Source organism: Tardiphaga alba, from assembly GCF_018279705.1.
GTDB lineage: Bacteria > Pseudomonadota > Alphaproteobacteria > Rhizobiales > Xanthobacteraceae > Tardiphaga > Tardiphaga alba.
In genome coordinates this window covers 4,901,894-4,922,776 of sequence record NZ_CP036498.1, presented here as the reverse complement: position 1 = coordinate 4,922,776, position 20,883 = coordinate 4,901,894, and the positions used below count along the sequence as shown (strand labels likewise).

The window sequence follows — 20,883 nt, the reverse complement described above, 5'->3', positions numbered from 1 at the left end:
CGCCGGCACCGCTGCGTATCTGCTTAGGCCGGCTTGTATCGCCCCGGAGTACAGGATGTCATTTCAGTCGTTGCGTAGCCGCATATCCGCGGTTCTGATGGTTCGGGCGCTTGCGGCCGGTATTGTTCTTTGTCCGGTGGTTGGGCTTCCCGCCATTGCGAGTGACATGATCGCGGTCAACGTCGATCAGGCAAAGCTCGTCAAATTTCCCGAAAAGATCGCCACCATCGTCGTCGGCAATCCGCTGATCGCGGACGTCTCGCTTCAGCCTGGCGGCATGGTCGTCGTCACCGGCAAGGGCTATGGCGCCACCAATGTCGTTGCGCTGGATCGAGCTGGCGGCGTGCTGATGGACCGCATGATCCAGGTCGAAGGACCGATCGGAAAGGTGGTTACGGTCTATCGCGGCATGAGCCGTGAATCTTATAGCTGTGCCCCGACGTGCGAACGTCGTGTCACGCTCGGCGATGCCGATGCGTTCTTCAAGAATACAATGGAGCAGACGGGCGCGATCGGCCAGCAGGCGCTCACCGCCAGCACCATCGGCAAGTCCAACAACTAGTCGTCGATCGGCGCGCGATCGTCACTGATCGCGCGTGCGCGTCTGGACGGTTAATGATCGGTTAACGGTTCGCCCCGTTTTGTCTGAATTCGACGAAACACTTCGACAATCTGTTTCAGGTACACCCTGACGGTAGATATTTCTCTGCCGCTCAGGTTTTGCTGATGCTGTTACCGATCATCTCTTTGGCTGTGTTCACCAAGCGGCTTCGACGTTTCCGTCGAAGCCAGGACGGTTCTGCTGCCGTCGAATTCGCGATGATCGCTCCGATGTTCTTTGCTCTGATTTTCGCGATCATGGAGACGGGCATGGTCTTCCTGGCGGGGCAGGTGCTGGAGACCGGCGTTCAAGATGGCGCGCGGCTTGTTTATACGAGCCAAAGCGCGAGCGCCGCCGACTTCAAGTCGGCGATCTGTGGGCGTGTCTCCTCGCTGATGGATTGCAACAAACTGGATATCGACGTCCGGTCCTACGATGCGGGGACGACGATCACGATCTCCGATCCGATCGATGCCGGTGGCAACTATGTCCCTGGCGGCCTCGTCTATCAGCCGCCGTCTTATCCGAGCAGCAAGACGGTTGTCGTGCGTGGCTTCTATCAGTGGCCGCTTTATGTGACCGGCCTCGGCTACAATATTGCGAATGTGAGCCGCGGAACGTCGAACAGCAAACGGCTGCTGGCAGCGACCGCTGCGGTTGGTCCTCAATGATGGCGCATGTCATGAACGCTCACCGCAAAGCTGCAGTCGGCATTCTGGCCCGGCGCATAGCCGGTTTCCGCCGCGACAATAGCGGGATTGCGGCCATCGAATTCGCGATGATCGCGCCGCTGATGCTGCTCATGTTCTTCGGCATGCTCGATCTCTCCAACGGCTTTGCGGTGGATCGCAAGGTCAGTCAGATCGCGCAGTCGATGTCGGATCTGACGTCGCGCTATACCGCGGTGCTGGAGGCCGACATCACGAACTTCTTCACGATCGGCGACGCGATGTTGACGCCGTACGACAAGACGCAGCTGAAAGCCACAATTAGCCAGATCTATCTCGATCCATCCAGCAAGACGGCCAAGGTCGTGTGGAGTCGCGGGGACGAGAAAAAGGCAAAAAATGCGGTTGTCTCGGTGCCGGCCGATCTCGTTACAAAAGATTCGAACGGCAACTGGGTGTCGAACCAGTATCTCATTCTCGGTGAGGTGAATTACAACTATCAGCCCACCATTGGTTGGGTCGTGCCGAAGGCCGGCGTGACGCTCAACGAGCGTTCCTTCACGAAGCCACGGCAAATGACTTGCGTCATGATGGGTACGGATTGCGCGCCGAGCGGCGGCTAGCGATCAGCTCAGCTTCACGCCGATCTGCTCCTAAAAAGAAAGGCCGCATCCGAGGATGCGGCCTTTCAATTTTGGACGATCAATTCCGCAGCGTGATGCTGGCGGATTGTCGCTTAGCCAGCGGCGCGAAGATTGTCAGCCGACGACTTGCCCGAGCGACGATCAGCAACGATTTCGTAGCTGATCTTCTGGCCTTCGCGCAGAGTGCCGAGGCCAGCGCGCTCGACGGCGCTGATGTGCACGAACACATCGTTGCCACCGTCGTCCGGCTGAATGAATCCATAACCCTTGGTGGCGTTAAACCACTTCACGGTTCCCATGCTCACGAGTAGTCCCTTCTCAACATAGTAGTAGTAACCCACGTACTGAACGCAGGTTGGTGGCATCGAATTTTTGGAAGGGTCGTCAGTCTAGACCGGCTGCACCGGGGTATAGATAATGTCGTCCGGCCGAAAATCGATTGCGTTACATTAAGGGAAGCTATTCCCTATGACAATCCGGACGCGCACGATTTTTTGATAGTATACGAATGAGCGAAATCGACGCTCATCCCGCGCAGGACGGGTGGGGTCCTGCGCGAATTGAGACGATGTCGCATCGTAAACTGTCGACAGAAATGAAGCCGTTCGCTTAGCGGCGACGGAAGTTGCCGCGCGGCGGGCCCGACCGGGGCGGGCCGCCACCCGGACGTTCGTCCTTGTGACGGAAGATCAGTCGGCCCTTTTCCAGATCATAAGGCGACATCTCGATCGTCACGCGGTCGCCCGCGAGGGTTTTGATGCGGTTCTTCTTCATCTTGCCTGCAGTGTAGGCAATGATTTCGTGTCCGGCGTCGAGCTGCACGCGATAGCGTGCATCAGGAAGGATTTCGGTCACCAGTCCTTCGAACTGGATCAGCTCTTCTTTTGCCATTCATTAGCTCCAGATCGGTCAGCGGTTAGCGCTGACGCTGGTTGCGGTTGGGATTGGAAGGGTTGGAATTCGGGCGGCTCGGCCGATGAAGGAAGGCGACGCCTTGCATGCTTCCTTCCTTGGCGCCGGCGCCACCCTGCTGGGCGGGACGCGGCTTCGACTCGTGCCGTGCATTTTCATGCCTTACGTTCTCATGCTTTGTATTCTCAAGTCTTGCGTTCTCGTGCCGGGGGCTGTCACCCCGCGCGTGATCGCGGTTCTGGTGCGAAGAGCCGCCATTGCCACCGGGGCCGCGACGACGGTTACGCGAATTCTTGTTACCGGGGCCGCCATCCTGACGATGGGCGTGCTGGGCGGGGCGACCGTTGCGCTGACCGCCACGGTTCTGGGAAGGCGGCGGACCCACGTCATTCTTGCCGGGGGTGCGACGGTCTTCCTTCGGAAGCGCAACGCGGATCAGTTTTTCGATATCGCGCAGATACGCCATTTCCTCGCCCGCGCAAAGCGAGATTGCAATGCCTTCGGCGCCCGCACGGGCCGTACGGCCGATCCGGTGGACATAGGTTTCCGGCACGTTCGGCAGGTCGAAATTGACGACATGGGTCACGCCGTCCACGTCGATGCCGCGGGCGGCAATGTCGGTGGCGACCAGGGTGCGGACTTCACCGGAGCGGAACATGGCGAGGGTACGCTCGCGGTGGTTCTGCGACTTGTTGCCATGGATCGCGGCGGCCGGGATGCCGGCGCGCTCAAGATTCTTCACGACCTTGTCGGCGCCGTGCTTGGTGCGGGTGAATACCAGTGCGCGGTTGACCTGCTCGGTCTTGAGGATCTGCGACAGGATCGACGGCTTGGCCGAATGATCGACCAGCAGGATCTTCTGGGTGATGCGTTCGACCGTCGAGGAGACCGGGGTCACGGCGACGCGGGCCGGATCCTTGAGCATGTGCTCGGCGAGATCGGCAATGTCCTTCGGCATGGTGGCCGAGAAGAACAGCGTCTGGCGCTTGATCGGGAGTTTCGCGACGACCTTACGGATGTCGTTGATGAAGCCCATGTCGAGCATGCGGTCGGCCTCGTCGAGGACGAGGAATTCCACCATGTTCAGCTTGAGGGCATTGCCCTGCACGAGGTCGAGCAGGCGGCCGGGCGTGGCGACGAGCACATCGACGCCCTGCATCAGCGAGCGCACCTGGCGGCCCATCGGCACGCCGCCGATGGCCAGCGCCGAAGACAGGTTCATGTGGCGGCCATAGGCGTTGAACGAGTCGAGGATCTGGCCGGACAGCTCACGGGTCGGGCTGAGCACCAGCACGCGGCAGGTCTTGGGCTGCGGCTTGACGCGGTGTTCGAGCAGGCGATGCAGGATCGGGAGTGCGAAAGAAGCGGTCTTGCCGGTGCCGGTCTGGGCGATGCCGATCACGTCCTTGCCGGTGATGGCAATCGGGATGGTCTGGGCCTGGATCGGGGTCGGCGTGGTGTAGTTTTCTTCCTTGAGCGCACGGGTAATGGGATCGGCGAGGCCGAATTCCTGGAAGGTGGTCAAAAGAGTGGTCTTTCCATAAAGGCGTATCGCGCCCGGCCGATATGCCCAGGTGGGATATCAGAGGCGCACACGAGTGTGTCTTGGGGACACCCGCGTGTTTGGGGCGTCATTCTGGTTAGCTGAAGAGGCAAGCCAGAAACCGCTGGTGCTCTGGAAATCAATCAGAGGAAGGCGGGATCAGAACACGCGGCTCGCAAGGACCCGATGATTCTCAAGGTCGTGCTGGATCATATGGAACACGATCGGGGCGGATTCAAGATGAAACCTTCGCAGCCGAGCCGTGTGCTCAATTGCCGCTGCGAGAAATTTAGACAGGCATCAATTTTGCACTCGATTTAGGCTGATTGCCGTGGCCGTGGTCAAAAATATTGCACACGAAATAAGCGAGATGATTTTGTGGTCATGACAGCGATCTAAAATGATGCAGACTTACCAATAACTTAACGAGCAAAGGGGTGCTGGCACACTTCTTGCGATTCCTTGGGTGTCCGGCCGTGGGGCCGTTCGCAGTGAATTCGTCTGCGTCCAGGGAGAGACCGCATATGATCCGCCACTTCACCAATCAATTTTCGAAGCCGCTATCCCGGCGCAGCCTGATGGCGGCCGCCACCGGTCTGGCGCTCGGCCTGTCGGCTGTCTCCGGCGCCCGCGCCGCCGACGACACCATCAAGGTCGGTGTGCTGCATTCGCTGTCCGGCACCATGGCGATTTCCGAGACCACGCTGAAGGACACTGTCCTGTTCATGATCGATGAGCAGAACAAGAAGGGCGGCATCAACGGCAAGAAGCTCGAAGCCGTCGTTGTCGATCCCGCCTCGAACTGGCCGCTGTTTGCCGAAAAGGCGCGCGAGCTGATCACGAAGGAAAAGGTCGCCGTGGTGTTCGGCTGCTGGACCTCGGTGTCGCGCAAGTCGGTGTTGCCGGTGTTCAAGGAGCTGAACAGCATCCTGTTCTACCCCGTGCAATATGAGGGCGAAGAGTCCGAGCGCAACGTGTTCTACACCGGCGCCGCGCCGAACCAGCAGGCGATCCCGGCGGTCGACTATCTGATGAAAGACGAGAAGGTGAAGCGCTGGGTGCTGGCCGGCACCGACTATGTCTATCCGCGCACCACCAACAAGATCCTGGAAGCCTACTTGAAGTCGAAGGGCGTCAAGCAGGAAGACATCATGATCAACTACACGCCGTTCGGTCATAGTGACTGGCAGACGATCGTGGCCGACATCAAGAAGTTCGGTTCGGCCGGCAAGAAGACCGCCGTGGTCTCCACCATCAATGGCGACGCCAACGTCCCGTTCTACAAGGAGCTCGGCAATCAGGGCATCAAGGCGACCGACATCCCGGTGGTCGCGTTCTCGGTGGGTGAAGAAGAACTCGCCGGCATCGACACCAAGCCGCTGCTCGGCCATCTCGCTGCCTGGAACTACTTCCAGTCCATCAAGGATCCGGAGAACGAGAAGTTCATCAAGGCCTGGCAGGCCTTCACCAAGAATCCGAAGCGCGTGACCAACGACCCGATGGAAGCCACCGTGATCGGCTTCAACATGTGGGTGAAGGCGGTCGAGAAGGCCAAGTCCATCGAAGCCGACAAGGTGATCGACGCGCTGCCGGGCATCGAGGCCAAGAACCTCACCGGTGGTACCTCGAAGATGCTGCCGAACCACCACATCACCAAGCCGGTCTTCATCGGCGAGATCAAGGGCAATGGTCAGTTCGACGTGGTCTGGAAGACCCCGGCGCTGGTGGCCGGCGATGCCTGGTCGAAGGAGCTCGATGGCTCCAAGGACCTGATCGGCGACTGGGTCGGCAAGAAGTGCGGCAACTACAACACCAAGACCAACAAGTGCGGCGGTCAGGGTTCGTAAGTTTGTAGTCGTCATTGCCTCGCAATGACGACACGTTTTCCTCCCGAGACTTGGAGAAGGCGGTTACCGCCGCCTTCTCCTCCTTTTCCTCTGCCGGGGTTCTTCTTGTGACTGACTTCTTGCACCGCTGCCGCGCGATTGCGCTCGCCTGCCTGCTATTGGCCGCGACCGCCATTCCGGCCTTGGCCGGTCCTTTCGAGGACGCCGTCGCCAAATTCGCCAATGACGATTTCTCCGATACGGATGAAGCCATCGGCCTCATCGCCACATCGGGTCATCCGCAGGCCTTCGCCATCATCAGCGCGCTGCAGGAAGGCCGGCTGTTCGCAGATCCCGACAGCAAGAAGGTTTTTGTGACCGGCGCCGATGGCAAGAGCATCGATGCCGCCAGTGGCGCCGCCGTTGCTGAAGTCCCCGCCAGCGCGCCTGCCGTGCGCCTCAACAACCGCCTCCGCCGCAATATCGAAACGGCCCTCGGTGGCCTGACGCTGATGTCGCCCGATCCCGCCAAGCGGATCGCGTCGGCGCAGTCGGTGTTCAAGAGCCACGAGGCCTCCATGCTGCCGGTGATCGATACCGCGCTGGAGAAGGAGACCAACAAGGCCGCCAAACAGGCCTTCACCGAAGCCCGCGCCGCCATCATCCTTTATAAGGAAGACGCCAGCGAAGCCGAGAAGATCGCCGCGATTGCGATCATCAAGGCCCGCGCTGATCAGGACGCGCTCGCGGTGCTCACCGGCTTGCCGTCTGATATGAGCTTCGGCCTGTCGCGCACGGTGGCCAGTGCCATCACCGCCATCAACAGCCGGCAGACCCTGTGGTCCATCGGCCAGAACGCCTGGTACGGCCTCTCGCTCGGCTCGGTGCTGCTGCTCGCCGCCATCGGCCTCGCCATCACTTTTGGCGTGATGGGCGTCATCAACATGGCCCATGGCGAGATGGTGATGATCGGCGCTTACGTCACCTTCGTGGTGCAGGACATCATCCGCACCTCGTATCCCGGTCTGTTCGACTATTCGCTGCTGATGGCCGTGCCGCTCGCCTTCCTGGTCGCCGGCATTCTCGGCATCATCATCGAGCGCACCATCATCCGTTTTCTTTACGGCCGCCCGCTGGAAACGCTGCTCGCCACATGGGGCCTCTCTTTGGTGCTGCAGCAGGCGGTGCGCACCATGTTCGGCCCGACCAATCGCGAGGTCGGCAATCCCTCCTGGATGTCGGGCGCCTTCGAGCTTGGCCAGATCACCATCACCTATAACCGGCTGTGGATCCTCTGCTTCACGCTGGCGGTGTTTGTGATCCTGCTGGCCATGCTGCGCTACACCGCGATGGGCCTAGAGATGCGCGCCGTCACGCAGAACCGCCGTATGGCCGCCTCCATGGGAATCGCCACCTCGCGCGTGGATGCACTCACTTTCGGCCTCGGCTCCGGCATCGCCGGCATTGCCGGCGTGGCGCTGTCGCAGATCGACAATGTCTCGCCCAATCTCGGCCAGAGCTACATTATCGACAGTTTCATGGTCGTGGTGTTCGGCGGCGTCGGCAATCTGTGGGGCACGCTGGTCGGCGCTCTCTCGCTCGGCATCGCTAACAAGTTTCTGGAGCCGGTCGCTGGTGCCGTGCTCGGCAAGATCGCCATTCTGGTGCTGATCATCCTGTTCATCCAGAAGCGCCCGCGTGGCCTGTTCGCACTCAAGGGCAGGGCGATCGAAGCATGATGATGTTGAAAACCATGCTTGCCATCGCCCACACTCCATCCCTCATCCTGAGGAGCCGCGCAGCGGCGTCTCGAAGGATGGCCCCACACTCCCCCATGGTTCGAGACGGCGCTGAAGAAGCGCCTCCTCACCATGAGGGTCTCGGTGTGAGTGGCTCGAACAGGGGAGCACGCTCATGACCCCGCATTTCCTCACCCGCACCCTCGATCGCAGTGCGACCATCTTCATCCTCGTCGTCGCCGCCATCGGCATCATACTGCCGTTGCTCAACCTACTGCTGCCCGCGGATTCGCCGCTGCAGGTGCCCACCTATCTGATCTCGCTGTTCGGCAAATATGTTTGCTACGCCATTCTTGCGCTCTCCATCGATCTGATCTGGGGCTATTGCGGCATCCTCTCGCTCGGCCACGGCGCCTTCTTCGCGCTCGGCGGCTATGCCATGGGCATGTACCTCATGCGCCAGATCGGCGACCGCGGCGTCTATGGCAATCCGGTGCTGCCGGATTTCATGGTGTTCCTGAACTACAAGGCGCTGCCCTGGTACTGGTACGGCTTTGACATGTTCTGGTTCGCCGCATTGATGGTGCTGGTGGTGCCCGGCCTGCTGGCCTTCGCCTTCGGCTGGCTTGCCTTCCGCTCCCGCGTCACCGGCGTGTATCTGTCGATCATCACCCAGGCGATGACCTATGCGCTGCTGCTCGCCTTCTTCCGCAACGATTTCGGTTTCGGCGGCAATAACGGTCTGACCGATTTCAAGGACATCCTTGGCTTCAACATCCAGAGCGACGGCACCCGCGCGGCACTATTCGTGGCGAGTTGCCTCGCCCTGATCCTCGCTTTCGTCCTGTGCCGCGCCATTGTCACCTCGAAACTCGGCAAGGTGCTGATCGCTGTGCGCGATGCGGAATCGCGGACGCGCTTCCTCGGCTACCGCGTCGAATCCTACAAGCTGTTCGTGTTCACGCTATCGGCCTGCATGGCCGGCGTCGCGGGAGCGCTCTATGTGCCGCAGGTCGGCATCATCAATCCCGGCGAATTCGCGCCGGGCAATTCCATTGAGGCCGTGATCTGGGTCGCCGTCGGTGGCCGCGGCACGCTGGTTGGCGCGGCACTTGGTGCTGTCGTGGTGAACTATGCCAAGACGTTCTTCACCTCAGGCGCGCTGGCGCCTTACTGGTTGTTCATGCTCGGCGCGCTGTTCATCCTGGTGACGCTGCTGCTGCCCAAGGGCATCATCGGCACCATCCATGCCTGGCAGGAGGGCCGCAAGGCCCGCGACGCCGCCAATGCCGATAGCGCGGCGATGGAAGACGGCGTCATCAAACCCGAGCTGGAGAAGGCATGATGGTGTCCGCCGAACTCACCGCGGTCGATCCGCAGGTCGCCGCCCGCGAAGCCGAGGCACGCCAAAAGCGCATCACCTCGGCGCAGCTCTATCTCGATGGCGTCCACGTCTCGTTCGACGGCTTCCACGCCATCAATAATCTCTCGATGGTGCTCGCCCCCGGCGAGATGCGCGCCATCATCGGCCCCAATGGCGCCGGCAAGACCACGATGATGGACATCATCACCGGCAAGACCAAGCCGGACGAAGGCGACGTCTACTTCGACGGACGTCACGATCTCACGCTGCTGGATGAAACCGAAATCGCCAAACTCGGCATCGGCCGCAAATTCCAGAAACCCACGGTGTTCGAGAGCCAGACCATTCAGGACAATCTCCTGCTGGCGCTGAATGTCGATCACAGCGTCCGTGGCACATTGTTCTGGCGCGGAAGCCGCAATGAGGCCGAGCGCATCGACAGGGTGCTGGAGACGATCCGTCTCACCGATGCCCGTGACCGTCTCGCTGGCAATCTCTCCCACGGCCAGAAGCAATGGCTGGAGATCGGCATGCTGCTGGCACAGGACCCGAAGGTGCTGTTGGTGGACGAGCCGGTGGCGGGGATGACTGATGTGGAAACCCATCAGACCGCCGAACTCCTCAAGGCGATCAATCGTGACAACAAGACCGTGATGGTGGTCGAGCACGACATGACCTTCGTGCGCGAACTCGGCGTCAAGGTGACGTGTCTGCATGAAGGCACGGTGCTGGCCGAAGGGACTATCGACGATGTCTCGACCAATGAGCGGGTCGTGGAAGTGTATCTGGGGCGCTGACCTATGCTGAACGTGGACAATATCAGCCTTCACTACGGTGCCGCCCAGGCGCTGCGCGGCGTCACCGTGGCGGCGGAGCCCGGCAAAGTCACCTGCGTGCTCGGTCGCAACGGCGTCGGCAAGACGTCGCTGCTGCGTGCCATGGTTGGCCAGCAGGCGATCTCCGGCGGCTCCATCACCTTCGATGGGCGGGATATCTCGAAGCTGAAACCGTTCGAACGCGCCCGCCGCGGCATCGGTTTCGTCCCGCAAGGCCGTGAGATTTTTCCGCTGCTCACCGTCGAGGAAAATCTCAAGACCGGCTATGCGCCGCTGAAGCGCGCGGATCGTAGCATTCCGGATGACGTGTTCTCGCTCTTCCCGGTGCTGCAATCCATGCTCGGCCGCCGCGGTGGTGATCTCTCCGGCGGCCAGCAGCAGCAGCTCGCCATCGGCCGCGCGCTGGTCATGCGACCAAAGCTCCTGCTGCTCGACGAGCCTACCGAAGGCATTCAGCCCTCGATCATCAAGGATATCGGCCGCGCCATCACCTATCTGCGCTCGCTCGGCACGATCGCCATCGTGCTGGTGGAGCAATATCTCGACTTCGCCTGCGAACTCGGCGACAATTTCGCGGTGATGGATCGCGGCGCAGTAAAATACAGCTGCGACCGCGCCAATCTCGATCCCGCCGAGATCAGCCGCCAGATGGCGCTGTAAGGCGTATCTTCGGAGTGCCGATGCCAGACGCTCTCGCCTCATCCGCGAGTTTTGCCGCCAACCGTGCCCGTGGCGCGGTGGCGTTCGACGTGCATCTGATCGACGGGAAGACCCGCCGGCGGCAGCTTCACGAATCCGGCTCGCTCCGCGTCCGCTTTCCGTCGCCGGAGGATGACGGCTTGACCGCGATGTTCGTCAACACCGCTGGCGGCGCTGCGGGCGGCGATCGTTTCGACATCGACATCCAGGCAGGCGAGGGCACGCGCCTCACCATGTCCACGGCTGCGGCCGAAAAAGTTTATCGCTCCCATGGTCCCGCAGCCGAGATCAACATCTCGCTCAGTGCGAGAGCCGGCGCACATCTGAGCTGGCTGCCGCAGGAGACCATCCTGTTCGATCAGGCCCGCACCGCGCGCAGCATCGATATCGATCTCGCCGACACCGCATCGTTGGTCCTCTGCGAGATCGTTGTGTTCGGCCGCACCGCCATGGGCGAGGCGATGCGAACCGGCTCCTTCATCGACCGCTGGCGCCTGCGCCGGGGCGGCCGGCTGGTTTTCGCCGAGAATGTGCGCCTCGATGGCGACATCGGCGCGAAACTCGCAAAACCCGCAATCGCCAATGGCGGCCTCGCCATCGCCACGGCACTGATCGTGCCCGGCGATGAGGCATTGCTTGAGCGGCTGCGTTCGGTCGCAGAGCAGGCTGGTACGGAAGTCGGTGTGTCCCTGTGGAACGGATTTGCAATGGCACGCATCTGTGCGCAAGATGCCGCCAAATTGCGGGCCGACATGATGGCGCTGCTGTCGCAATCGGGTGCGATGCTGCCGCGCATGTGGCTGAACTAAACAATCAGGAAACTGCGATGAACCTGTCCCCTCGCGAGAAAGACAAGCTTCTCATTTCCATGGCCGCCATGGTGGCGCGCCGCCGGCTGGAGCGCGGCGTCAAGCTCAACCATCCCGAAGCGATCGCGATCATTTCCGATTTCATCGTCGAAGGCGCGCGTGATGGCCGCACGGTCGCTGAATTGATGAAGGCCGGCGCCGAAGTCATAACCCGCGCGCAATGCATGGATGGGATCGCGGAAATGATCCACGACATCCAGGTGGAAGCGACGTTCCCCGATGGGACGAAGCTCGTCACCGTCCACGAACCCATTCGCTAACACTCCGTCATGCCCGGCCTTGTGCCGGGCATTCACGTCTTCTCTTCCGGCGCCCAAGACGTGGATGGCCGGGACAAGCCCGGCCATGACGGCGGGAAAACGCGAGGTTTCTATGATCCCCGGCGAGATGTTCATTCAGGACGGCGAGATCGAGCTCAATGCAGGTCGCAAGGCGGTCACGCTCTCCGTCTCAAACAATGGCGACCGGCCGATCCAGGTTGGTTCGCACTACCATTTCGCCGAGACCAATCCGGCGCTGAAATTCGACCGCAAGAAAGCCCGCGGCATGCGCCTCGATATTGCCGCAGGGACGGCGGTGCGCTTCGAGCCCGGCCAGACCCGCGACGTGCAACTAGTCGAACTCGCCGGCAAGCGCACGGTCTACGGTTTTCGCGGCGACGTGATGGGGAAGCTGTAACCGTGGTCTTGGCGATGGACGTTGCGCTCCCTCCCCCTTGTGGGGAGGGCTGGGGTGGGGGTAACCCCAAGCCCCGGCGTTTGTGGCTACCCCCACCCTGACCCTCCCCACAAGGGGGAGGGGACACTCCTGCCAATGGAGCGACAGCATGCCCGTAAAAATCAAGCGCTCCGTCTATGCCGACATGTTCGGCCCGACCACGGGCGACAAGGTGCGTCTCGCTGACACCGATCTCATCATCGAGGTGGAAAAGGATTTCACCATCTACGGTGAAGAGGTGAAATTCGGCGGCGGCAAGGTGATCCGCGACGGCATGGGCCAGTCGCAAGCGACGCGTGCGCAGGGCGCGGTGGACACCGTCATCACCAATGCGCTGATCGTCGATCACTGGGGCATCGTGAAGGCCGATGTCGCCATCAAGGACGGCATGGTCCACGCCATCGGCAAGGCGGGCAATCCCGATATCCAGCCCGGCGTCACCATCAATGTCGGCCCCGGCACTGATGTCATCGCGGGCGAAGGAAAAATCCTCACCGCCGGTGGTTTCGACAGCCACATCCATTTCATCTGTCCGCAGCAGATCGAGCATGCGCTGATGTCCGGCGTCACCTCGATGCTCGGCGGTGGCACCGGCCCATCGCACGGCACTTTTGCCACCACCTGCACGCCGGGCCCGTGGCACATCGCGCGGATGATCCAGTCCTTCGATGCTTTCCCGGTCAATCTCGGCATTTCGGGCAAGGGTAATGCCGCCAAGCCTGCCGCGCTGGTGGAGATGATCAAGGCCGGCGCCTGTGCGCTCAAGCTGCATGAGGATTGGGGCACCACGCCCGCCGCCATCGACAACTGCCTCAGCGTTGCCGACGATCACGACATCCAGGTCATGCTGCATTCCGACACGCTGAATGAGAGCGGTTTCGTCGAGGATACGATCAAGGCCTTCAAGGGTCGCACCATCCATGCCTTCCACACCGAAGGCGCCGGTGGTGGCCATGCGCCTGATATCATCAAGGTCGCGGGCCTGAAGAACGTGCTGCCGTCCTCGACCAATCCGACGCGGCCGTTCACGCGCAACACCATCGACGAACATCTCGACATGCTGATGGTGTGCCACCATCTCGATCCCTCGATTGCCGAAGATCTCGCTTTCGCCGAAAGCCGTATCCGCAAGGAAACCATCGCTGCGGAAGATATCCTGCACGATCTCGGCGCGCTCTCGATGATGTCATCGGACTCGCAGGCCATGGGCCGGCTTGGCGAGGTTATCATCCGCACCTGGCAGACCGCCGACAAGATGAAGAAGCAGCGCGGGGCCCTAAAAGAAGAGAAGGGCAATAACGACAATTTCCGCGTCAAACGCTACATCGCGAAATACACGATCAATCCTGCCATTGCCCATGGTGTGTCCAAGCTGATCGGCTCGGTGGAGAAGGGCAAGCTGGCCGATCTCGTCCTGTGGTCGCCCGCCTTTTTCGGCGTGAAGCCTGATCTCGTCATCAAGGGCGGCAGCATCGTCGCAGCCCCGATGGGCGATCCGAATGCGTCCATTCCGACTCCGCAGCCCGTGCATTACCAGCCGATGTTCGGCGCCTTCGGCCGCGCGCTGACGGCGTCGTCGGTGGTGTTCACCTCGGGCGCTGCGGCATCGTCGGGTCTCGCCAAGAAGCTCGGCGTGCAAAAGTCTTTCTATGCGGTGGAAAATGTCCGGAGCGGCATCTCCAAGAAGAGCATGATCCATAACGGCGCCACGCCGAAGATCGAGGTAGATTCTGAAACCTATGAAGTGCGCGCCGATGGCGAGTTGCTGACGTGCGAGCCCGCGGACGTGCTGCCGATGGCGCAGAGATACTTTATGTATTGAGCACTCTGTCTTCCTTCTCCCCTTGTGGGAGAAGGTGGCTTCGCGAAGCGAAGACGGATGAGGGGTACAACAAAGCTCGGAATTTGTGGCACCCCTCACCCGTCTACGCGCTAAGGAGCGCGCATCCACCCTCTCCCACAGGGGGAGAGGGAAGAAACAAGAGGACTTCCGCCTTCTCCCTTAACCCCCTAATGTCCCTCCCGGCCTGTTGAGCCACAACAACAAAACCGGGAGGACTCCCCTTGATCTATGTCGTTGCCACTCTGTCTGTGAAACCCGAAGCCCGCGCCGAATTGATCGAAGCTGCGAAAGCCTGCATCGCCGAAACCCGCAAGGAACCCGGCAATATCGCTTATGACATGCATGAGAGCATCACCGATCCGACCAAGATGGTGTTTGTCGAACAGTGGGAAAATGCTGAAGCCCTGGTGCCGCACCGGACCCAGGAGCATATGAAGACATTCGGCCGAGTCGCAGTGAAGTGCTTCACGGCGCCGCCGAAAATTGAAATCATCACGCCCGCCGACGTGGTCGTGCGTTAACCTGTCGTCATTGCGAGGAGCGGAGCGACGAAGCAATCCAGTCGTCGTTCTGGGCTCCTGGATTGCTCCGCTTCGCTCGCAATGACGGCCTAATTGAAACGTTGAGAACATATCCATGATCCGCGCGACTGCCGTCATCGGCCAATACAACTGGATTGAAGCGGCCATCGACACCGTCGTTCTCGACTTCGACGATCGCCATCGCCGCCGCATGGCGATGACGGGGACGCGCGGACTGGAATTTCTGCTCGATCTTGAAACCGCCGTCGCTCTGCGTGGCGGCGATGCGCTGGTGCTGGAAGACGGTCGCCGCGTCGAGGTCGTCGCTGCGCCCGAACCGCTGATCGAGATCCGCGGCACCGATCCCGGCCATCTCGTGCGCCTCGCCTGGCATCTCGGCAATCGCCATCTGCCGACGCAGATTATGGCGAAGGGGCTGCGCATCCGCCGCGATCATGTCATCGAGGACATGGTGCGCGGTCTCGGCGCGCGTGTCATCGAGATCGAGGCGCCGTTCGATCCCGAAGGCGGCGCCTATGCGGCTCCGCACGAAGCGCCGCACGCGCATGATCATGGGCACAACCATGGCCATCACGGCTGCAGCCATGACCACCACGCCCATGACCATCATGCCCACGGTAAGCACGACCACGCGCACGATCATGGCCACGTGCATGATGAGCATTGCGGCCACGACCACGGTCATGTCCATGACGAGCACTGTGGTCACGATCACGGCCACCACGGGCATTCCCATGCTCATGGCCACAAGTAAGCCGGCCGGCGACACATCCCTCGCCAAGCCGATGCAACTCTCCGTCGATGAAGGCGCGGCGCTGTATCGGTTGATGACATGGTTGTCGCCGTCCTTTCCGGTCGGCGCCTTCTCTTATTCCAGCGGCATCGAATGGGCGGTGGAAGCGGGCGACATCGCCGATGCCGCTTCGTTGCAGAGTTGGCTCTCTGCCATGCTGTCGGATGGCGGTGGGTTTAGCGACGGCGTGTTCCTCGCGCAGGTCCACCGCGCTGCCGCCACAGGCGACGACAAGGCATTGCGCGACATCGCCGAACTCGCCAGTGCGTTTGCGCCATCGCGCGAGCGCCTACTCGAGACATCCACGCAGGGCAAGGCCTTCATCGAGATTGCGCTGAATGCGTGGCCGCATGACGCGCTGAAGCAGCTGATTGCCGCCTGCGATGGTCCCATCGTTTATCCCGTCGCGGTCGGCCTCGTCAGCGCAGCGCATGGCGTGCCGCTGGCGCCTACCATGCATGCCTTCTTCCACGCCGTCGTCTCGAACTGGATCTCCGCCGGCGCGCGTCTCGTGCCGCTCGGGCAGACCGATAGCCAGCGCGTGCTGGCTGCGCTGGAGCCCGTTGTCGTCCAGACCGGGAATCGCGCCATGGCTGCTTCGCTCGACGATCTCGGCGGCGCCACCTTCCGGTCCGACATCGCCAGCATGCGTCACGAGACGCAATATACGCGGCTGTTCAGGTCATGAATTCACCTCACATCAACCCAGCGAGCACACGCATGTCCACCTCTCACGGTCCTCTCCGCGTCGGCATTGGTGGTCCGGTCGGCTCCGGCAAGACTGCGCTGATGGATCTGCTCTGCAAGACCATGCGCGAGCGTTACGACATCGCGGCCATCACCAATGACATCTACACCAAATGGGATGCCGAATATCTCGTGCGCTCCGGCTCGCTGACGCCGGATCGTATCGCCGGCGTCGAGACCGGCGGCTGCCCGCATACGGCGATCCGCGAGGACGCCTCGATGAACTTGGCCGCCATTGCCGACATGCGCGCGAAGTTTCCCGATCTCGATCTCGTGCTGGTCGAATCCGGTGGTGACAATCTGGCCGCGACCTTCTCGCCGGAGCTCGCCGATATCACGATCTACGTCATCGATGTCTCGGCCGGCGACAAGATCCCATCCAAAGGCGGACCGGGCATCACCCGCTCCGATCTCCTTGTCATCAACAAGGTCGATCTTGCGCCGCATGTCGGCGCGTCGCTGGAGAAGATGGACGTGGATGCCAGGCGCATGCGCGGCACCCGGCCGTTCGTCATGACGAATATGAAGACCCGGTCCGGCCTCGATACCATTATTGCCTTCATCGAAGCGAAGGGCGGGCTCAAGGCCAAAGTCGCCATCTGACATTTCGCGCATAAGTTGGTGCGGTGACACGCGGGGATTGCGCTGTGAGCAATCTCTTAAGCTTGTTTCCCGACAGCTTGCGCCCGTGTAAGAAAGTTCCCGTTGATTGGAACTATTTTGTTCTGACGTGATTTTCATACTCCAAGCCGCTGAACCGGCAGTATTTCTCACATTCCGAGTGGGCGCGTGGTCCGGCTAGGTTTCATCATCGCATTATTGGCACTGGTAGGGGTCGGCTTGTCCGGCTTCGCGGCCTATCGTGTGCATGATCAGGAATTGGCGATCGAGAACATCGCGCTTGCGCGAGGCGTCGATATCCATGCCAGCCTGGTGCAGGAGCGCCTGACCGAACGCGAATTGCTGGCGCGGGTCGCGGCTGGTCTGTTCAAATCGCCGACGGTGATGAAAGCGGACATGCTGAAGCCGCTGCGCGCCTCGATCTATGCCTTCAAGACCGATTTCGTGATGGCAAGCTGGATCGCGCGCCTGCAGCCGAGTGAATTCGCCGGCGCCGCAGCCGATCTGGCGACGGCCGGTTATCGCAATCCCAGCATCCGTAGTTTCGACGACACGCCGCTCGATGCGGAGGCGCGGGGCAAGACGCTTGATGTGCTGATGGATCTCGAGCCGCGCAATTCCGTGACCGAAGGCTTTGCCGGACGCGCGCTGAACAACTCGCGCGTGATGGGTCCCACGATTGCGCGCGCCAATGACGAAGGCCGCCCGGTGGCCTCCGATCCGACGCCGCTGCAGCGGGAGAACGGTCCGCTCGGTGTCGTGTTGGTGACACCGGTGCTGCCCGAAGGCAGTTCGACGGCCGCCGGCTTCGTGTCGTTCTCCTATGAACTCGGCTCGCTGATGCTCGCCAATGACGAGATGTCGCTGTTCTCCGTGGCGCTCAAGGATCCCCGCGTGCAGGATGGTGAAATCGTCGCCGATGACGATGGCAATGTTCGCGCGCGCGCTTTGGTGGGAAATGGTCCATCGCTGGCCATCCTGCGCACCGTGTCATTCGGCGGGCGTGACTGGTCGCTCGGCTACTATCCGAAGATGGATACCGATTTGCGCGCGCGCCGCACGGCCATGTTTGTCGGCGGCATCGGTCTCGCGCTGACGGCGATCATCTGCGGACTGTTCGGCTATGTCTCCTATGCCAATCTTCGTCTCCGGCGCGAAGTCGAGATGCGCATCGGTTTCGAACGGCGGTTGACGGCGGTCATCGACGAGCTCAATCACCGCGTGAAGAACATCCTCGCCGTGATCCAGTCCATCGTGACGCGCACGCTGCGCCACGGCTCGGACATGGACAGCGCGCGCGATCTTCTCATCGGCCGCATCCATGCCATGTCGCATGTGGTTTCGCTGCTCAGCGAAAGCCAGTGGCAGGGCGTGCCGCTGAAGGGCCTGTTCGAGGCGCGGGCGATCCCGCATGCCGATCGTATCGCCATGGAAGGGCCGGACATCACGGTCAGCGCACGCGCCGCGCAAAGCCTGGCTTTGCTGTTCTTCGAACTGGCGTCGCATTCCGATGAGGGCCTGTCGCTGGTGGGCAAGCATCCCAACATCGTCGCCCATTGGGAAATCGTCGGCGATGACAATGGCGGCCAGTTCAACTTCCGCTGGGAAGAGTTCAACACCAGCGAGAAGACCCGGCGCGGCGATTCCGATTTCGGTGTCGTTCTGCTCGATCGCGTCGCACCGGAGGCGCTTGGCGGCCAGGCGAAGCGCTATTTCACCGAAGTCTCGTATGTCTACGAGCTGACAGCTCCGCTGGAGACGGTCATCGATATGACCGAGCGCGGGCGGACCGAAGCGCTGGCGCGACCGGTGCGGTAGTCTCCCATTGTCATCACCCGCCCAGGCGCGCAATTGCGCGCCTGGAGCGGGTGATCCAGTACCCGCCGGCTTCGCGATTCAATCTCTTCGACAGTGTCTACTGGATCGCCCGGTCAAGCCGGGCGACGACATAAAGAGCAAGCGCGCATAAAAAAGCGGCCGCCCGAGGCGACCGCTTGTGATGTTATCCGACTGAACTTCGAACCTACCCGCCCGATCCGCCGATCACGGCACGCACGGTATCGTCCGGGCCGAAATCCTCGGCGCCGTCCACATAGAGCAGGGCGCTGAGCTTCGAGCGCGCGCGATTGACGCGGCTCTTGATGGTGCCGACAGCGCAGCCGCAGATGGTTGCCGCATCCTCGTAAGAGAAGCCGGATGCGCCCACCAGGATGAGGGCTTCCCGCTGGTCTTGCGGCAGCTTCTCCAGCGCGGTCCGAAACTCTTCGAATTCCAGATGCGCATTCTGCGCGGGCTGGGTCTTCAGCGTATTGGCATAGCTGCCATCGGCGTCTTCCACCTCACGGCGGCGCTTGCGGTAGTCAGACCGAAACAGGTTGCGCAGGATCGTGAACAACCACGCGGGAAGGTTTGAACCCACCTGAAACGAGTCGATATTTGCCAACGCGCGCAGCAGTGTTTCCTGCACGAGGTCATCGGCGCGATCGCCGTTGCCCGACAGAGAGATTGCGAATGCGCGCAGGCTCGGAACCGACGCCAGAATATCGTCGCGGAGTGAATCAGTGAGAGGCATTATTCCCCTCCTTCTTTTTTGCCGGCATCACCGGCAAGCTGGGCCTGGGCCTCAGCCCCATCCAGCTTTCGGATCATATCCGCAAACCGGTCCGGCACCCCCTGCCGCACGACATCGTCATACATCGCACGAAGCTGGTGCCCGATCCGGGACTGGATTTCGGCGTTCAATCCGCCCTTAGGCTTCACATCTTTCATGACCCGTTCCACATTCCCCAGAAGAGCTGGCCCCTGGTTTTTGAGAAATTTTCTTGATTTTTGAAGCCTTTGCGGCATTTGTTGCCAATTCAATGCGGAGCTTCGCTGAAAGTTCCGATGCGATGGAACTTTTCTCCCGGCGCAGCGTAGTCTGTCATATTGAGGCGCTGGGGCGCGTGCCGGTACTCTCTGACCGCAAATGACGGCAGGGACTGCGCATCAGAAAAGGATGGAGTGGGGATGTCCCGATCACAGCTCGTTGCTGAACATTTGCCGCTGTTGCGGCGCTATGCCCGTGCGCTCACGGGTAACCAGGCATCCGGCGACGCCTATGTCGGCGCCATGCTGGAAGCGCTGCTGCAGGATCAGTCGCTGCTCGATGAACGCCACGGACCACGTGCCGGTCTGTTCCGTCTGTTCACACAGATCTGGAATTCGGTGTCGTTGAACGACAATGCCGAGGTCGTGCCGGCGCAGGCGTCGGAAAAACGCATCTCCAGCATCACGCCGCTGCCGCGCCAGGCGTTCCTGCTGCTGTCGCTCGAAGGCTTCGCCGAAGAGGAAGTCGCTTTTGTCCTCGATGTCGATGTGGCGGAAGTGCGCGCGCTTGCTGATACCGCTGGTCGCGAAATGGCCGCCGAGATCGCAACCGACGTTCTCATCATCGAGGACGAGACCTTCATCGCGATGGACATCGAAAGCCTCGTGAAGAATCTCGGCCACAACGTCATCGGCGTTGCACGTACGCACGCGGATGCGATCGCGCTAGCGCAGAACAAGAAGCCGGGATTGATTCTGGCCGACATTCAGCTGGCCGATGGTAGCTCGGGCCTCGATGCGGTGAATGAACTGCTGCGGACATTTGAAGTGCCGGTGGTGTTCATCACAGCCTATCCGGAGCGCTTCCTGACCGGCGAGCGGCCGGAGCCGGCTTTCCTGATTTCCAAGCCGTTCCAGCCCGCGATGGTGTCGGCTGTCGCGAGCCAGGCGCTGTTCTTCCAGCGCAACTCGAAGAACCGCGCCAAGGCGTCTTAAACTCTTCTCCCTCCCCCAAGCGCGGCGTCGCCGCGCGCAGTGGGGAGGGTGGCCGGCCGAAGGCCGGACGTGTGGGGTGTTCCCCCACACGCCGAAGTTACGTGAGGATAGACCCC

At 61.3% G+C, this 20,883-nt stretch carries 23 protein-coding genes; 18 read left to right on the top strand and 5 right to left on the bottom strand.

All coding sequences use genetic code 11. From position 1 onward, the window contains the following. Positions 1–55: 55 nt before the first annotated feature. The 3 genes from RPMA_RS23605 to RPMA_RS23595 all read left to right on the top strand — a co-directional run bounded on the left by RPMA_RS23605 (position 56) and on the right by RPMA_RS23595 (position 1,892). The gene (locus RPMA_RS23605) at positions 56–562 is read left to right on the top strand and encodes a pilus assembly protein N-terminal domain-containing protein (protein ID WP_211910088.1); all 507 of its coding nucleotides are present in this window, start codon (positions 56–58) and stop codon (positions 560–562) included. Between the two features lie 164 nt (positions 563–726). Further along, positions 727–1,272, top strand: coding sequence for a TadE/TadG family type IV pilus assembly protein (locus RPMA_RS23600; RefSeq protein ID WP_211910087.1), 546 nt, complete (start codon positions 727–729; stop codon positions 1,270–1,272). Between the two features lie 11 nt (positions 1,273–1,283). Continuing rightward, entirely contained in the window at positions 1,284–1,892 is a 609-nt protein-coding gene (locus tag RPMA_RS23595; protein WP_211910086.1) for a TadE/TadG family type IV pilus assembly protein, read from the top strand. 113 nt (positions 1,893–2,005) lie between these two features. Here RPMA_RS23595 and RPMA_RS23590 read toward each other — a convergent pair whose 3' ends face one another. From RPMA_RS23590 to RPMA_RS23580, 3 genes are all read right to left on the bottom strand, one after another. Beyond that, positions 2,006–2,218 (bottom strand): cold-shock protein, encoded by a 213-nt coding sequence (locus RPMA_RS23590; RefSeq protein WP_002714433.1) that lies wholly within the window; start codon positions 2,216–2,218, stop codon positions 2,006–2,008. A 304-nt stretch (positions 2,219–2,522) separates the two neighbouring features. After that, the gene (gene infA / locus RPMA_RS23585; RefSeq protein ID WP_211910085.1) at positions 2,523–2,804 is read right to left on the bottom strand and encodes a translation initiation factor IF-1; all 282 of its coding nucleotides are present in this window, start codon (positions 2,802–2,804) and stop codon (positions 2,523–2,525) included. Between the two features lie 25 nt (positions 2,805–2,829). After that, positions 2,830–4,350 (bottom strand): DEAD/DEAH box helicase, encoded by a 1,521-nt coding sequence (locus RPMA_RS23580; RefSeq protein ID WP_211910084.1) that lies wholly within the window; start codon positions 4,348–4,350, stop codon positions 2,830–2,832. Between the two features lie 542 nt (positions 4,351–4,892). Between RPMA_RS23580 and urtA the strand changes: the two genes are divergently transcribed. From urtA to RPMA_RS23510, 14 genes are all read left to right on the top strand, one after another. Then, positions 4,893–6,215 carry an urea ABC transporter substrate-binding protein gene (urtA, locus tag RPMA_RS23575; protein WP_211910083.1) on the top strand — a complete coding sequence of 441 codons (1,323 nt, stop codon included), beginning with the start codon at positions 4,893–4,895 and terminating at the stop codon, positions 6,213–6,215. Between the two features lie 152 nt (positions 6,216–6,367). Further along, positions 6,368–7,933, top strand: coding sequence for an urea ABC transporter permease subunit UrtB (gene urtB, locus RPMA_RS23570; RefSeq protein ID WP_211913799.1), 1,566 nt, complete (start codon positions 6,368–6,370; stop codon positions 7,931–7,933). Between the two features lie 175 nt (positions 7,934–8,108). Beyond that, positions 8,109–9,278 (top strand): urea ABC transporter permease subunit UrtC, encoded by a 1,170-nt coding sequence (gene urtC / locus RPMA_RS23565; protein WP_211910082.1) that lies wholly within the window; start codon positions 8,109–8,111, stop codon positions 9,276–9,278. Positions 9,279–9,349: 71 nt separating this feature from the next. Further along, the gene (urtD, locus tag RPMA_RS23560; RefSeq protein WP_211913798.1) at positions 9,350–10,093 is read left to right on the top strand and encodes an urea ABC transporter ATP-binding protein UrtD; all 744 of its coding nucleotides are present in this window, start codon (positions 9,350–9,352) and stop codon (positions 10,091–10,093) included. Positions 10,094–10,096: 3 nt separating this feature from the next. Then, positions 10,097–10,792, top strand: coding sequence for an urea ABC transporter ATP-binding subunit UrtE (gene urtE, locus RPMA_RS23555; RefSeq protein WP_211910081.1), 696 nt, complete (start codon positions 10,097–10,099; stop codon positions 10,790–10,792). Positions 10,793–10,812: 20 nt separating this feature from the next. Next, positions 10,813–11,640, top strand: coding sequence for an urease accessory protein UreD (locus RPMA_RS23550; RefSeq protein WP_211910080.1), 828 nt, complete (start codon positions 10,813–10,815; stop codon positions 11,638–11,640). A 17-nt stretch (positions 11,641–11,657) separates the two neighbouring features. Then, positions 11,658–11,960: an urease subunit gamma gene (locus RPMA_RS23545; RefSeq protein ID WP_211910079.1), complete on the top strand. Its 303-nt coding sequence runs from the start codon at positions 11,658–11,660 to the stop codon at positions 11,958–11,960. A 112-nt stretch (positions 11,961–12,072) separates the two neighbouring features. After that, a complete protein-coding gene (locus tag RPMA_RS23540) occupies positions 12,073–12,378 on the top strand; it encodes an urease subunit beta (protein WP_211913797.1) in 306 nt (101 codons plus the stop codon). Between the two features lie 148 nt (positions 12,379–12,526). After that, complete coding sequence (ureC, locus tag RPMA_RS23535; RefSeq protein WP_211910078.1) at positions 12,527–14,239, top strand: urease subunit alpha; 1,713 nt, start codon at positions 12,527–12,529, stop codon at positions 14,237–14,239. A gap of 242 nt (positions 14,240–14,481) precedes the next feature. Then, positions 14,482–14,781 carry a putative quinol monooxygenase gene (locus RPMA_RS23530; RefSeq protein WP_211910077.1) on the top strand — a complete coding sequence of 100 codons (300 nt, stop codon included), beginning with the start codon at positions 14,482–14,484 and terminating at the stop codon, positions 14,779–14,781. A gap of 115 nt (positions 14,782–14,896) precedes the next feature. After that, a complete protein-coding gene (locus RPMA_RS23525) occupies positions 14,897–15,556 on the top strand; it encodes an urease accessory protein UreE (RefSeq protein ID WP_211910076.1) in 660 nt (219 codons plus the stop codon). After that, entirely contained in the window at positions 15,537–16,283 is a 747-nt protein-coding gene (locus tag RPMA_RS23520; RefSeq protein ID WP_211913796.1) for an urease accessory protein UreF, read from the top strand. The genes RPMA_RS23525 and RPMA_RS23520 overlap by 20 nt, the downstream gene beginning before the upstream one ends. Positions 16,284–16,315: 32 nt before the next feature. Further along, the gene (ureG, locus tag RPMA_RS23515; RefSeq protein ID WP_211910075.1) at positions 16,316–16,945 is read left to right on the top strand and encodes an urease accessory protein UreG; all 630 of its coding nucleotides are present in this window, start codon (positions 16,316–16,318) and stop codon (positions 16,943–16,945) included. Positions 16,946–17,131: 186 nt separating this feature from the next. After that, positions 17,132–18,781, top strand: a complete 1,650-nt coding sequence (locus RPMA_RS23510) for a CHASE domain-containing protein (protein WP_211910074.1) — start codon at positions 17,132–17,134, stop codon at positions 18,779–18,781. Between the two features lie 205 nt (positions 18,782–18,986). On the opposite strand, the gene RPMA_RS23505 is transcribed toward RPMA_RS23510, so the two are convergent. Next, complete coding sequence (locus tag RPMA_RS23505) at positions 18,987–19,535, bottom strand: sigma-70 family RNA polymerase sigma factor (protein WP_211910073.1); 549 nt, start codon at positions 19,533–19,535, stop codon at positions 18,987–18,989. Then, on the bottom strand, positions 19,535–19,732 hold the full coding sequence (locus tag RPMA_RS23500) for a NepR family anti-sigma factor (protein ID WP_211910072.1): 198 nt from the start codon (positions 19,730–19,732) through the stop codon (positions 19,535–19,537). The genes RPMA_RS23505 and RPMA_RS23500 overlap by 1 nt, the downstream gene beginning before the upstream one ends. Positions 19,733–19,972: 240 nt before the next feature. Between RPMA_RS23500 and RPMA_RS23495 the strand changes: the two genes are divergently transcribed. Beyond that, on the top strand, positions 19,973–20,767 hold the full coding sequence (locus RPMA_RS23495; protein WP_211910071.1) for a response regulator: 795 nt from the start codon (positions 19,973–19,975) through the stop codon (positions 20,765–20,767). Positions 20,768–20,883: the final 116 nt, after the last annotated feature.

Bases quoted from the DNA above. Each gene is read 5' to 3' on its own strand.
- infA (WP_211910085.1), bottom strand. From the start codon at position 2,804: ATGGCAAAAGAAGAGCTGATCCAGTTCGAAGGACTGGTGACCGAAATC.
- RPMA_RS23520 (WP_211913796.1), top strand. From the start codon at position 15,537: ATGCTCATGGCCACAAGTAAGCCGGCCGGCGACACATCCCTCGCCAAG.
- ureC (WP_211910078.1), top strand. From the start codon at position 12,527: ATGCCCGTAAAAATCAAGCGCTCCGTCTATGCCGACATGTTCGGCCCG.
- RPMA_RS23595 (WP_211910086.1), top strand. From the start codon at position 1,284: ATGAACGCTCACCGCAAAGCTGCAGTCGGCATTCTGGCCCGGCGCATA.
- RPMA_RS23540 (WP_211913797.1), top strand. From the start codon at position 12,073: ATGATCCCCGGCGAGATGTTCATTCAGGACGGCGAGATCGAGCTCAAT.
- RPMA_RS23545 (WP_211910079.1), top strand. From the start codon at position 11,658: ATGAACCTGTCCCCTCGCGAGAAAGACAAGCTTCTCATTTCCATGGCC.
- RPMA_RS23505 (WP_211910073.1), bottom strand. From the start codon at position 19,535: ATGCCTCTCACTGATTCACTCCGCGACGATATTCTGGCGTCGGTTCCG.
- urtC (WP_211910082.1), top strand. From the start codon at position 8,109: ATGACCCCGCATTTCCTCACCCGCACCCTCGATCGCAGTGCGACCATC.
- ureG (WP_211910075.1), top strand. From the start codon at position 16,316: ATGTCCACCTCTCACGGTCCTCTCCGCGTCGGCATTGGTGGTCCGGTC.
- RPMA_RS23600 (WP_211910087.1), top strand. From the start codon at position 727: ATGCTGTTACCGATCATCTCTTTGGCTGTGTTCACCAAGCGGCTTCGA.
- RPMA_RS23495 (WP_211910071.1), top strand. From the start codon at position 19,973: ATGTCCCGATCACAGCTCGTTGCTGAACATTTGCCGCTGTTGCGGCGC.
- RPMA_RS23525 (WP_211910076.1), top strand. From the start codon at position 14,897: ATGATCCGCGCGACTGCCGTCATCGGCCAATACAACTGGATTGAAGCG.
- RPMA_RS23500 (WP_211910072.1), bottom strand. From the start codon at position 19,732: ATGAAAGATGTGAAGCCTAAGGGCGGATTGAACGCCGAAATCCAGTCC.
- urtA (WP_211910083.1), top strand. From the start codon at position 4,893: ATGATCCGCCACTTCACCAATCAATTTTCGAAGCCGCTATCCCGGCGC.
- RPMA_RS23550 (WP_211910080.1), top strand. From the start codon at position 10,813: ATGCCAGACGCTCTCGCCTCATCCGCGAGTTTTGCCGCCAACCGTGCC.
- RPMA_RS23605 (WP_211910088.1), top strand. From the start codon at position 56: ATGTCATTTCAGTCGTTGCGTAGCCGCATATCCGCGGTTCTGATGGTT.
- urtE (WP_211910081.1), top strand. From the start codon at position 10,097: ATGCTGAACGTGGACAATATCAGCCTTCACTACGGTGCCGCCCAGGCG.